This window comes from uncultured Thiothrix sp. (assembly GCF_937873765.1).
Lineage (GTDB): Bacteria > Pseudomonadota > Gammaproteobacteria > Thiotrichales > Thiotrichaceae > Thiolinea.
The window spans coordinates 22,129-35,192 of the sequence record NZ_CALMZC010000015.1; the positions used below are offsets into that span (position 1 = coordinate 22,129).

Below are 13,064 nucleotides of genomic sequence, written 5' to 3' on the forward strand. Positions count from 1 at the left end.
GAAAAATTTTTGTTGTCGAGGCCACGAATTAAGGCCAACGAAATATGATACTTATGGAAAGGACTGTGCTCAATTGTTTGAAGTTACTATAAGTTTTAAAATAAAGTTAGTTAATATCTAGGTTCAGTGCTGTTCTGATAAGCTATTTTGAAAGATTTAGAAAATAGATTATCTTAGAATAATATAGATTAGTATTTCTCAGCAAGTGTTCTAGCCTGCTACTTAGATAAGATAAGCGAATAACTAAAGGTTAACTAAGTATATGATCTTAACATATTTATGTTGATTCAGGAATAATTCAACCTAACTGCTTAAACTGAAAAATAGCGTAGAATCGGTTTAAATATTCAAAACTATCGGTGGATTAACCAAACTATAGTGTTCATCCAAGCTACAGGCATTTACAAAAATTGTACCCTTATATTCATGCGTACCATATTCTTCGTGGATATGTCCAAAGGCATGAATTTTTGGCTGAATCTGTTCAACGATTTCAAGTAGCATTTCACAGCCAACTTTCACTCCATCATAGCACTCATCCAAAATCCCAAAAGCGGGGCCATGAGTCAGTAAAATATCAGTATCTTTAGGAATTAAATCCCAATGTCGGCGAATTTCTTCGCCACGTTTGCGATTAAACGCCCAGTTGCTAAAAGCGGGTTGAATGGGTGAACCCCAAAATTTCAAGCCCTCTAACTCAATGCCAGAATCATTAAGATAGTGAATGCCGTAGTAAGCTAAGCAGGCTTCTGCCGCCAAACGACGTTCATCTTCAAAGCACCAATCATGATTACCTGCAATGACTATTTTATGCTTAAAGTCTTGTGCTGCCATGAATTGGGCAAAATCCTCTACATCCTCAACATCACCATGTCGGGTGAAATCCCCGCAATGCACTAAAATCTCACCGCTTGCTAATTGTAATTGACGATGTAATGAATGCGTGTCGGAGATAAACGTTAGTTGCATGCACAAGTCCTTTAGCTAAAAACTATCTAGTCCTAGAGGGTAGGCGATTATCGAGCATTGAGGTATTAGGAAATCCACGGAATGTGAATTTTTGCAGCCCAATAGAGCGCAATAGCAAAACCAAAAATAAGGAATAGCGCTGCGCCTGAGAGAGCATAATTGCCTTGTTTAAATTGATACAGATGATCAATAAAAATATTGCCAAAAATCACCAGCAAGATAGAGGCCATTGCAATGCCAAGCCACGATACAGCGAATTGGCTCAACGGGATTATCTGTAAAATAAAATCAGCACCTTTAGCCAGCACCAATAGAGCGATTAAGCCGACTAAAGGTAAGCCATAAATAAAACCCAGTACGGTGAGCAAGGTTTTGGAAACATTAGGCTGGGAAGGGGTAGCTGCGCCCATCACGGTGATAAAGTAAGTTAAAGCAAGACTGATAGGGAGTAATAGGATAGTTAAGATTGCCCAGCCTTTCAGAAAGCCAATGATAGGTAAGGCTTGAGTCAGCAGCATAACGAACTACTCCCAGAAGAAAAGCCACCCGTAGGTGGCTTCTCAGAGTTATTAGTGGGTGGACTAAAACTTATTTTAATTTGCTTGGAATGCGAATTTTTTGGCCGGGGAAGATTTTATCTGGGTCTTGGATAACCTCACGATTCGCTTCAAAAATCGCATTGTATTTAGAACCATTGCCATACGCTTTTTCAGCGATTTTCCATAAGGTATCGCCTTTTTCAATGATGTAGAACTCGTCATCATTGGCTAATTGTGCAGCTTGACCTGCCACAGTCGCTTCAGCCGCTTTAACCTCTTGGATACCCATTGCATTGCCTGCCATCAGGATCGCTTTTTCTAAAGCTTCTGGAGACTTTGCATCGCCTTTAATGGTCGCTACCCCATTAGAGACTTGTACTTGCAGGTTATCAACACCGGGATTTGCTGCTTGGATGTGTTCTTGTACCTTCGCTGCTTGCTGCTCAGGCGGATCATCATGACCAAACAGTTTCTTACCGATGTTCGCTGCAAAATCAAATAAACCCATAGTTATCTCCTTCCAGATAAATGATTCAAATACGGCATGACAAGCCTATAGTGAGTATAAGCCTAAATGCACTCACCGTGGCAATTAATCATTAGCTAAGTCTAGCTTATTAAGTCCAGGGTTCAAACTTAAGCTAAAAATGTTCCGTACTTGACAAGACGTTGTTGCCAGTAGGCGCGTCGTAAGTCATCTAGAGTCACTTTCCCCCCCCCTGATGCGGCATGGATAAACTTTCCATCACCCACATAAATGCCTACGTGATTTACTTTTTTGCCACTAGTACGGAAGAAAATCATATCGCCGGGTTTAAGATCACGACGATTAATAGTACGGCTTGCTCTACTTTGTTCAAGGGCTGTACGTGGAATACTTAGATGAACATTTTTATGTGTAAATTTAGTTAAACCACTGCAGTCAAACCCTTCACGAGGTGTGTTGCCGCCCCAACGATAAGTAATGCCTAAAGATTGATAAGCAGTTTTCAAAATTTCCTTGCGGGTAGGATTGAGTTTTTTACTACGCACAGGTGTTTGGGGGGCTGCCACTTGATAACTAGGCTGAGCTGGTTGATAGGATTGTGCACGATAAGTTTCAGTTTTGGGATTATAAAAGCCCTGATTATTGTTATCAGTATAGGGTTGAAGATCAGGTGGTACATCTAGTTTAGGTGTCCAACCATTAAACACTCGCTGATTATTAGGCTGATAAGACGCACGTTGTATTTGATAAGGGTCTTCTTGGGGGTAATAGGTAGCATAGTCTGCTTTCGCCGTGTTGGGTACTAGACTTAAATGTCCAAGTGCCAACATCGCCCCCGGTACCCAAGTAGCCGTTGTCAGTTTGCCCATCGTTCTACCTTCTAATTTTTATTAATTCGGGTTTATAAAATTTTAATGAGCTTATTCTCAAAAAAACAAGGTGAACGCGAGCTTGACAGAATAGAATTAGGCTTGGATTGCTTATAAACGGTAGCTAGAGGCTAGCAAGATCGCTAGCCTGCGGGAAGATCAGCAAATTTAGAAACGAATGCCAGAGCTTGGGTCGGTTTCGTATTTGAGGGCTGGCAAATCAGCTAGGTAATGAATCGTATTTAAGGGCCCTGCGGGAAAGAGCTTATAGAGATAACGCCTGCCACCTTGGAAGATAAATTCTTCATGCATTAGGTCAGCTAAAGCACGTGCATTTTCACAGTCATCGCAATGCTCATAAAAATCCAAAACAAACTCAATGACTTCACGATGTGGTTCTGTGAGTTTTAATTGTAATTCTTTAGCACGCCACTCAATCAAAGCATAGGTCTGGCTGGTTTTAAGGGTTGGTAGTGGTACGCGTAGCATAGGCTCTGCGCGCGGAAACATCTCATCAATGGTAATCGGGCTATACATGGTCTTCTCCAGTAGTATCTGCTTTATATCTCTAAGGAGATAATATTAGGCTGGTTTCTATCTCCCAAAAGTAATACGACAAAGCGAATAGGTCAATATCCCTATCTCTTCACTGGATAAGAAACTATGAGTTTAAACAGAGAGTTAAGCTGGATTGGAAATGAAACCTAAGCGAGCTAGTACACGCTTATAAGGTTCAAGTATCTCGGGCATGAGAGTGCGTTGGATATAGTCTAAAATCCATTGCTGCAGTCACCTCTAACCCAGATAAGCCAGCACGAAAAAAAGTGGAAAATTCGGCATGATTTTTGCGAAAACTGCCTTGAAAAGAAAAACAATTAGCCCAGCAAAAATGTTCTATATAATTTGTATCAACAAAAAGTTGTGGCAATGTATTTTGAGTGTATCCATTAGATAAGTCATAGCAATTACGCTATTTTTTGCACGAATGTAAGGTGGAGCTTTATGCCAGGAATTGATTTCTCTCAACCGATCATTGGTGCCGGTGCTAGTGCTCATACTGATTTTGCTGCTGCTCAGGCTCGGGCGGGACTGAATTTTCAAGGTGTGGCCCGATTCAAACGTGGCCTTAAGGTAGAGCTAGGGGTCGAGATATTCGCTGATGCATCCGCGGAGTTGTCAAAATTTGTAAGAGCAAGCATTGCGGGAACTGCCTTCGCTCGTGCGCAAGCAGGTATTCAACTCCAGTTTCCATTAAACCTTTTTGACGAATTAGGGTTCGCTGCCCGTGCTGAAGCAATTGCTGAGGCGGCTGCCGGTCTTCGCGTTGATCTAGGTCTCTCTATCGGGGATTTCGTCGCATTAGCAGCACGAGATCAAGATATGGTTGGCTTGCAGCTTGATCTCCTTTTGATGTTTCTTGAGGAAGTAAGTATCGGTGGGGTATTCGAAGTCAATGTCTCAGCTTCCGCAAAAGCGCATGCGTCGGTAACTGTTACTGGTTGTGTCATTGATAAGCCAGGACGACCCGCAGGTTTTTTCTTCACGGTCGACGCAGGTGTGGGACTGGCAGCCGGTGTTGGAATGGGATTCGCAGCCGGAGCTGAATTTAAAGACTTCCGTCGTTTCTTTGGTCGAGCAACTGACATGGCGGTTGATGCAGTATTAAGCGAGGTTATTACTATACTTCCCACCTCTGCAAAGTCAGCTAGTGAGACTTTGCAGATATTCCCGCCTATTGCAAAAATGGCATTGCGTATTTCCTATGATGTTGGACGAAAGATTGTCGAGAATAATCCATTAGGCTCTAAACAGGAAATGAACACACTGTGCAATGAGGCTGTCAAAGTTATCCTTGAAGAATGCCAGCGCTTTCTGCTTGGACAAATGCTCGACTATGCACTCGGCACCATGCATGATCTACTGACACAAAAGATTAACAACATCGGCCAAAATGCATGGGACAACGCTAGTCAAGAAAGATCGACTCTCGCCGGACAACTTATGCGTATGCCTGGCGAACCGTTCCAAATCACACAAGAGAACCTTGATTATTGGAAAAACCTGATCACGGCCTGCGGTAACTTGCTTTCAAAGGTCTACGGTCAGAATATAGATACACAAATTGTGCATTCTGTCTCAATTCTTTATTGCGCCTCCGAATTATTACTCGAAGCAGTGCGTTCAAAAATCAACCAGGCTTCAGCGTATGCAATGGCTATCGGCATTGGCACAGTAGCCGCTGATACACAACCATACAAAGGCAATTTAGCTACACAGCCACTGCCGTTCATCAAAGCAGCAGTGAATAGTACGTTGAGCCGCGCACCTAGCCAAGACTTAACCTACCCAGATTTGCTTCAGTTTCTGGTGGATGATGCAGTGCTGAATCCATTGTTGGTGAATAATCCTCAAACTAGAGATTTTATACGGGTCTTCACAAGCGATTTTGCGAAGACAGAGAACGAACTTATCAAGTTGTTTCTTCAGAACGTCGGCTCGTTCATTCCTGCTGATGGAACTCAAAATCAATATGACCCGCATGAAACTCTCAGGTTAATTGTTTTGTCACTGGATCGCTTTATTACTGATAGCTTTCGCCATCAGGCATTGCCAGACATTCTGGCGAATATCGACGACCCCAACCTTCGTCTTTATCTAGAAGAGGTCATGTTTGAAGCTGTGGTATACGTTAAGGATGTTGCCCTTCAAGCAATATTGAACTGGGAAGGCAAGACGTTTGACAACAATGATTTTACCGAAGCGCTTGCTGGGGTACTGATGCTGCTTGTTGGCCGAACCGTAGTGATCATTGGCGACACATTTATTACTGCTGTACAGGAGCATACCAACCGAAGCTGCAAATCTGTGGCCGATAAAATCCGCCAAGGCAGCCCAGATACTCAAGTTCTCAATCTACCCATCGATCCCGATTTTATAAGTATCGTCGCTGACTGTGTGGAAATCGCTGGTGAAGTGCTTGGCCCTTTGCCTAGTGCCACGCGTTCCCGAGTAAGACAATTGCTATATCAGGTATTTGAGCCAATTCCACCGGGTGCTGAACAGAGTTTTCTTGACAGCCTAGCCGATCAGCTCTTCATTCCGAACTGCAACGATCTGCGGGAGTTGACCGATGAGTTGATGAAAATTTCAAAGGAACGTTTTGCGTTGTTCACTGAGCAGTTTTTCCTAGTTGTCGCAAAGTACATCCTTGCGCAACTAGAACAACTTATCAGCAGTATTATTGGCCTGTTACTGCATTGGGAAACGCAACTAGCGGATACACTCACTTTACTTGCTGGTATCCTGCGTGATCTTGAGCATGAGATTACTCAACTTAACAGGCAAATGGTTAGTTTGTTTCAAACTGCTGATCATGCGTTGCACCAATTCTTCGATGTATTGTCAGGTTCAAAGCTACGTAGCTCTGTAAAGACCGCACTTAAGGGTCTCTTTGTTGACAACGCACTGGGGATTCTGGAAAACAACGATGTTTACAAGAATCTCCCCAGCAATGGTCGGCGAACGGTGCGGCAGTTGGTCAGGTCTGCTGTTAATGAACTGATCGACAACCCGATCGTCGAACCGGTGCTCGATGCTATCCGTGGACTCTCAGACGATCTGGAGGAGTTACTCCCTGATTGTCGTGAACTCAATCCTAATGACAACCTTCCCGAACAGGTACTCCTGCTAGTGCTGGAAAAGATCGAAGACAATATCCGAAGCCACTTTGGTAGAACCAAGCCGCACATCAATGTCGCCATTGACTTCCAAGTTATCCACATTCCCTTGGGGCGTATCGACGTTAATCTCAGTCCATTCCTTGATGTTGTCCGCCGTACCATCCAGCAGCTTGACTTCTATCACGATGCTCTCAACAGCGCCTGCTTTAAGCTTGCCGACGCATTCGCAAAGGAGCTGGAGTTAGCTACGGCTCAGCTTCAGAAGGAGAAACAGACTGTAAACAAGGCACGATTAGATCGTGTCCAAGCCGATCACCACCAAGACTTTCCTCGCGAGATTGCAATTCTCAATCCACTTCCATTGTCTTGCCACTCCAAGCCATTGGATGTGAAAGTACAGCTCGGCGGCATCCCACAATCGTTTCTTGGTCTTGCCAAAGATGAGTTTCAGCACGTGATGATTTATCTCAACGGCGAACTGGTACCGATCAAATCGCTCGTAATCAGCGCAGGTGGCGTTACTGGGACGGTCAGCGACATTCATACACATGAAAATGATATCGACCTTGGCCATGTTCCTGGTTTTAACGCCGTGACGGGTGTATTCACAAACCGATTGACGAGTATCGTAACTAATACGGCCAACATCCTGCCGACGCATGTGACCAACACGCAAAAGCGTAGTCAAGGTGCTCGGCTCGCTTTTAACATTTCTGAGTTTCAGGAACAGCCAACGGCTAAAGCCAGCGCAACATCGACTGCATTCCATGTCATCAACACGCAGGATAAACTAGGAAGGCGCATCGCTCAGACACAGGTTGTGAACGCTCTCCCTGGTCGGGAAAATTCTGCCTCCCGCATCAGCACGACACTGCGGCAACGTATCAGTGGTATCCTTATCCAGTTTCGCCTCGAACTTGATCAACTAGTCGAAGGAGTGAATGTTCTGACAGTTATCGTGCTGGAGAAAGGTGGAGACCGATTGCAGCAGAATGTCAGCTTTGTCGTGGTGCAATCACAAGCGCAACAACTGTCTCCACCAAATCGTCTTAGGTTTTCAGGCGTAAAATTGAAGCCGCGTAGCGCTCAACGCCGAACCGGTGATCAGAATAAGCAGCCACGCGCACCAGTCAAACTCGGATGGCAACGGCACGACCCAAACGGAGTTCACAAAAAGCAAGCTGTCACGTTGCTGCCGGTAAAGCCAAAGCAACTCAAGATAAGACTGGAGAAAGCATTGGGCTACTTGCAGCATCAGGCCACGCTCAACTTCGTTCCAGACAAACCGAGTGGGTTAGAAGGAGTATCACATGATGCTTAGTCTCCAACCGTTAATCGAACTGCTGCTTGGTGATGTGGTTTCAATGATTCCGCCGCAGGACATTACGTTTACAGCTCGCAATCCACCTGCAGATTTCACGAAGCTGGATATTAAAGGGCCTCCTTATCCTGACCGAAAGCCAGAGATGAGAAAAGGCTGTACGCTAGGGTGGAAAAAATCTTCGTCACTTGGAGGCGGCACTAAGCCAATGGATCTAGAAGATCTCGGAGAGCACTACTACGGTCTGCCTCTGGGACTGCTCATCTCAATAGATAAAATCGGGCATATCTATACAAAGTTTGGGGGAATTGTAGATCTCGGACATGTGCGGGACCATGCTGACATCACACGGTATTTTGCCAGCGAAGTTATGAATAAATTTAAGAATGGAGGTGAAGTACCTTTTGGTGATGATACTGACCTCTTTCGAAGTGAGACCGGAAAGCGCATCATCGTAATCAAGAAGCAGGGAGTTGATCCAAGTCCGTTCCAAGCCGCAGTGATCGCTGCAGCGATCTCTTATGATATTGCTGTTTGGCACGAGATTGCCACTTACCAGACGTGGCAGGATTACTCATCATTTTCGCCTGAGGATAACTTTTCTAACCTTCTGGGGGCTTACCTTGGTTTTTTTGCGTGCCTTACCCAAGACAAACCGTACAATGAGGCCATGTCAATTGCGCTATTTTGGATTCTTCGTAAACTTGGAGCTCAACCTAAATCCGTAACTATTGAAGCAGTCAAATTCCTAAAGAACAAGTGGTATCACTACAACACAGATACTAGTACGCGTCCTGATACCTACCTTGTCCTCGACAAGCGGCACATTGAAACAGGGTTGAACGAAAATCTATATACTGGCATCACCCCTAGTTTCATGGTAAGCCCGTGGTTACTGACTGATATTAAGCGAACTCCACTTCCGCTAGAATGCCAGCAGGCTCTAGTAGAAACACTAGAGCCACAGTCAAACTACAGAGTAAGTATCAAGTTGCCAACAAAGGATGAGAATGGCGTACCATTGCAGAACTACTATTCTTTTAAAGTTGAAAAAACAAATAACAAAGACAACTCCATTTTCGGCAGCTCCTCAATTGCTGGGCAGGTTAACTCCTCGACACTGGGTTTGATTGTGGAAGAAATCAGAAGTCGCCTTTCCAACAAGCATCGTCCTGATCACTTGTATTCTAACGCTAATTTCGATAAGCCTGAGTAGTCAGTTTCTCATATGAAAGGTACGACGATACATTTCTTTGGTAGCCTCAAAAATGAATGGCTGTTGAAGGTGTATCACCTGACCCACCAATACATGAAACAAGATGTGGAGCACTACATTCGCTATTACAATCAGGAGCGGCTGCATTCCGCTAATAGCGATTTATCGTCCGTTGAATTTGAGCAGTCTCAAATCAAAGTGTCTGGTTTTGCTTGACCAGTACAACCTACTTTGCGAAATAACTGATCAATCAGTTTCAGGGGTATCACGTAGCGGGTTTTATGCATGGTTAAGACGCAAACCATGCAGTGGAAAAAGTAGTTAGGTCAAAAGATTAATCAGCAGTTTGAACAGCATAAGCAAGGTTATGACGTAAGCGCATTCAACGTAAATTACAACACCAGAACCAGCCGTATGACATCAAAACCATCGCTGCCAGCTTGCGCTGTCATAGATTAGAGGTTAAAGCGATACGTACGCATATGCAACGCCACGACCCACATCTTTGCGCGGTTGAAACGCTTTCGGATACTCGCCTCACGGTGTCGAAACCGGCGTTAACAGCTAAACTTGCGCTTTAACTTATGCTGGTATTTACAACTTCGAACTGCTAAAAATGATTTATGAAAGAGCTTTACTGAGTAAGCCTAAACGCATTAGAACTCGCTTATAAGGTTCAAGTATCTCGGTCATGAGAGTGCGTTGGATATAGTCTAAAGCCCATTGTTGGTCGCGTGGCCCTAAACTTGCGGCAATATATTGTCCAAAGCTTAAGCCCATTGAAAAACCCGGCAGTTGTTCTGCTTGATCCCAGCTAGTTTCAGCATAATCAGCTAAACGCGTATTAAGTTTATTAATGAAAGGATTCCGATAATCGCCCTGACCTGCAAAATCCCGGGTATTGTCTTGAATATGGTCGGCAAGTTTTAACGCAAAATGACTGAGTAGTTTCTGACGATCAGCTTCTTCGAGTTCAGCGTAGGCGATGCGATCCAACACATGCACTAGAAATGCCATCACCTCTTCCATAATTGCCATGCGTTGCAATTGGGTGTCGGTTTGGAAGTTTTGATTTTCAATCTCAAGTAAAGCCTGCATGCCAATTTTCCAAGCATTAAAAGCAAGAACACTGACAGTATCGGCTAAAGAGACTTCACGAGTTTGATGGTTCCACTTGGTTTTTAAGCGAATACGCATGACTTTGCACTCTGCTAGGCTAGAGAAAGCGCCTCTTTAGCTAAGGCTTAGAGGCGCTGCTGAAGCTAGCTTACTGCACGATGCGCTTGGCCGTCGATTGACCTAAAGGAGGTAAAGGTGAGAAGGGCCCTGCATGGTATTTCCATTTATAGGCCGGATCTTCAATATGGTGTAACCAATAAAGCTTGCCGGAATTGCGCCATGGATCAAGGATAATCCCAGTATCAAAAGGCTGGCCTTTGGCTGTAACGATCAAGGTGCTATGTTCACGCCAAGGGTCGCCGCGATTAGATACGCCCCAATAAATATCCATCGTTTTCATGTTTTTACGCCGTGCCATTGTAATCATGGCATCCGCCCAATCCACACATAAACCTTTAGGGCGTAGTTTCGCATTACGCAAAGTATTATGGTACATAGGTGGCCAAGTCAGCCCCCATTCATTGGCTAATTTCATCGGGTACACATAAGAATCATAGGCTAAATCCATCGCCTCATCGCGGCTAATGTAGGGGCCTAAGGACAGCAAAGCACCTGCTAATTCGCGAATATTCCGATCCATTTTCGGATCCATTTCTGCTAGCTGTGCGCGCCCACTGGAAGTAACAACCACATTATCAAAATGGACAGCGCAGCCAGAGAGCAGCATTGACAGCGACGCTATGCCAATCGTTATTATTCTTTTCGGAGTAAGCATGAACTACTCTTCCTTTTTAAAGTGCATGAGATAATTAACAGCAATATCTTTGCCAAGCCGATAGCTTTGGAAAATAGGGTTATAAGTCATTCCCTTTATATCTTGTAAGCTTAGATGAACTTGACGCGCCGCGAACTCCAATTCAGAGGGGCGGATAAATTTAGCGTATTCGTGGGTACCTTTCGGCAACATATTGAGTACATATTCCGCACCCACGACGGCGAGCATAAAAGCTTTAGGATTGCGATTAATCGTGGAGAAGAATACATGACCACCCGGTTTAACCAAACGCGCACAGGCTTGAATCACTGATTCAGGGGCAGGAACATGCTCTAGCATTTCCATACAGGTGACGATATCGTACTGACCTGCTTCTTGTTCTGCTAAAGCCTCAATCGCAATTTGTTGATAATCTACTTCGACTTGTGAATCTAAGGCATGCAGGCTGGCCACCGATAAAGGGCCTGCACCTAAATCAATGCCTTTGACTCTAGCACCGCGCCGCGCCATGCTTTCAGCCAAAATACCGCCACCACACCCAACATCTAATACACGCTTATTTTTTAAAGTAGCACGATCGTCTACATAATTAATACGTAAGGGATTGATGGCATGTAAAGGCTTAAATTCGCTTTCAGGATCCCACCAGCGATGCGCAATGCTTTCAAATTTACGAATTTCGTTGGGATCTACATTCAGCTCAGCGTTCATCCCGCAGTTTCTCCAATTAAACTTTGCCAATGTTGAGCAGAGTTAATGAGCTCTACTTCATTTAGGGTGCTGAGTTTACGCTCTTCTAATAAGATTTTACCAGCGACCCATACATGGGTGACTTGATCGCGAGTCGTGCAGTACACTAAATGCGAGATAGGATCATACATGGGCTTAGACTCTAAGCCACCTAAATTAATTGTAATCAAATCAGCACTTTTACCAATTTCAATCGAACCAATTTCTTGCGCTAGCCCTAAAGCTTTTGCACCATTCAGGGTCGCCATACGCAGTACTTGATGCGCTGAAATTACACTTGCATCTTGAGCCACAGCCTTAGCTAAGAGGGCAGCCGTGCGCATTTCACCCAACATATCCAAATCATTATTGCTGGCATTGCCATCAGTGCCTAAGGCAATATTCACACCAGCAGCGAATAACTTAGCCACGGGACAAAAGCCGCTGGCTAGCTTTAAATTCGATTCAGGGCAATGTATGACATGCACACCTTTATACGCTAGCAGCTCAATTTCAGATGCTTGGAGTTGGGTCATATGTACCGCTAAAAAATGCTGATCTAATAAACCTAAACGCTCAAGACGAGCCAGCGGGCGTTCTTGAGTAGATTGCACCGCTTGCCGCACTTCGTCTGCTGTTTCATGTACATGTATGTGAATAGGGATATTGAGGTACTCGGCTAATTTATGCATCTGTTGTAAGGGTTGATCGGAAACGGTATAGGGCGCATGTGGCGCAAAACAGCATTGAATGAGGGGATTGTCCTTGATGCTGTCATACAAGCTTAAGCCTTTCTGTAAATAGTCAGCAGCGTCCTGCGCGTATGCAGTAGGAAAGTCAATTAAAATCATTCCAAGGGAAGCACGTATCCCCGTGTCTTGAACCGCTTTTACCGTTTCTTCTGCAAAGAAATACATATCATTAAAACAAGTCGTACCTGAGCGGATCATCTCGGCAATCGCAAGTTTCGAGCCATCGTAGACAAATTGGCGATCAGCCCATTGCCGCTCAGCAGGCCAGATATACTCTTGTAGCCATTCCATTAAAGGTAAATCATCGGCCAATCCGCGTAATAAACTCATCGCAGCGTGGGTATGTGCATTCACAAAGCCCGGTAGTAAAGCTTGTTGTGGAAGCTCGACCGTTTGGGCGGCTTGATAAGTTTGCTCAGCTTCAGCATTGGGCAAAATATTGAGTATCCGGCCTGCATGCACGGCGACAGCATGCTCTGTGAAAATCTGATCTGCCTCATTGACCGTGATTATCCAACCGGGTTTAATTAATAAATCGATCTGCATAGGGCTGTTGTCGCTCAAATAATCTTGTAAAATTGCACTCTATCCCCCTTAGTTTCGAGTGC

Annotated in this window: 11 protein-coding genes and 1 pseudogene; 3 read left to right on the forward strand and 9 right to left on the reverse strand. The window is 44.5% G+C overall.

Annotated elements, in window-relative coordinates; all coding sequences use genetic code 11:
* Positions 1 to 339 precede the first annotated feature (339 nt).
* The 5 genes from Q0307_RS04495 to Q0307_RS04515 all read right to left on the reverse strand — a co-directional run bounded on the left by Q0307_RS04495 (position 340) and on the right by Q0307_RS04515 (position 3,401).
* The gene (locus Q0307_RS04495) at positions 340 to 969 is read right to left on the reverse strand and encodes a metallophosphatase domain-containing protein (RefSeq protein ID WP_298657191.1); all 630 of its coding nucleotides are present in this window, start codon (positions 967 to 969) and stop codon (positions 340 to 342) included.
* Positions 970 to 1,034: 65 nt separating this feature from the next.
* Positions 1,035 to 1,487: a hypothetical protein gene (locus Q0307_RS04500; RefSeq protein ID WP_298657194.1), complete on the reverse strand. Its 453-nt coding sequence runs from the start codon at positions 1,485 to 1,487 to the stop codon at positions 1,035 to 1,037.
* Positions 1,488 to 1,557: 70 nt separating this feature from the next.
* Complete coding sequence (gene lysM / locus Q0307_RS04505; protein ID WP_298657197.1) at positions 1,558 to 2,016, reverse strand: peptidoglycan-binding protein LysM; 459 nt, start codon at positions 2,014 to 2,016, stop codon at positions 1,558 to 1,560.
* A gap of 128 nt (positions 2,017 to 2,144) precedes the next feature.
* Positions 2,145 to 2,864: a C40 family peptidase gene (locus Q0307_RS04510; RefSeq protein ID WP_298657200.1), complete on the reverse strand. Its 720-nt coding sequence runs from the start codon at positions 2,862 to 2,864 to the stop codon at positions 2,145 to 2,147.
* Between the two features lie 168 nt (positions 2,865 to 3,032).
* The gene (locus Q0307_RS04515; RefSeq protein ID WP_298657203.1) at positions 3,033 to 3,401 is read right to left on the reverse strand and encodes a TusE/DsrC/DsvC family sulfur relay protein; all 369 of its coding nucleotides are present in this window, start codon (positions 3,399 to 3,401) and stop codon (positions 3,033 to 3,035) included.
* 465 nt (positions 3,402 to 3,866) lie between these two features.
* On the opposite strand from Q0307_RS04515, the gene Q0307_RS04520 reads away from it, so the two are divergent.
* From Q0307_RS04520 to Q0307_RS04530, 3 genes and pseudogenes are all read left to right on the forward strand, one after another.
* Positions 3,867 to 7,865: a hypothetical protein gene (locus Q0307_RS04520; RefSeq protein WP_298657206.1), complete on the forward strand. Its 3,999-nt coding sequence runs from the start codon at positions 3,867 to 3,869 to the stop codon at positions 7,863 to 7,865.
* On the forward strand, positions 7,855 to 9,081 hold the full coding sequence (locus Q0307_RS04525) for a DUF4056 domain-containing protein (protein WP_298657209.1): 1,227 nt from the start codon (positions 7,855 to 7,857) through the stop codon (positions 9,079 to 9,081). Before Q0307_RS04520 ends, Q0307_RS04525 begins: the two co-directional genes overlap by 11 nt.
* Positions 9,082 to 9,114: 33 nt before the next feature.
* Positions 9,115 to 9,297 (forward strand): annotated as a pseudogene (locus tag Q0307_RS04530) (IS3 family transposase); the annotation flags it as partial.
* A gap of 405 nt (positions 9,298 to 9,702) precedes the next feature.
* On the opposite strand, the gene Q0307_RS04535 reads toward Q0307_RS04530, so the two are convergent.
* The 4 genes from Q0307_RS04535 to Q0307_RS04550 form a co-directional block, all read right to left on the reverse strand.
* Positions 9,703 to 10,278 carry a hypothetical protein gene (locus Q0307_RS04535; protein WP_298657212.1) on the reverse strand — a complete coding sequence of 192 codons (576 nt, stop codon included), beginning with the start codon at positions 10,276 to 10,278 and terminating at the stop codon, positions 9,703 to 9,705.
* A gap of 70 nt (positions 10,279 to 10,348) precedes the next feature.
* Entirely contained in the window at positions 10,349 to 10,975 is a 627-nt protein-coding gene (locus tag Q0307_RS04540) for a hypothetical protein (protein ID WP_298657215.1), read from the reverse strand.
* Between the two features lie 3 nt (positions 10,976 to 10,978).
* A complete protein-coding gene (gene ubiG / locus Q0307_RS04545; RefSeq protein WP_298657218.1) occupies positions 10,979 to 11,686 on the reverse strand; it encodes a bifunctional 2-polyprenyl-6-hydroxyphenol methylase/3-demethylubiquinol 3-O-methyltransferase UbiG in 708 nt (235 codons plus the stop codon).
* Complete coding sequence (locus Q0307_RS04550) at positions 11,683 to 13,002, reverse strand: TRZ/ATZ family hydrolase (RefSeq protein ID WP_298657221.1); 1,320 nt, start codon at positions 13,000 to 13,002, stop codon at positions 11,683 to 11,685. The genes ubiG and Q0307_RS04550 overlap by 4 nt, the downstream gene beginning before the upstream one ends.
* Positions 13,003 to 13,064: the final 62 nt, after the last annotated feature.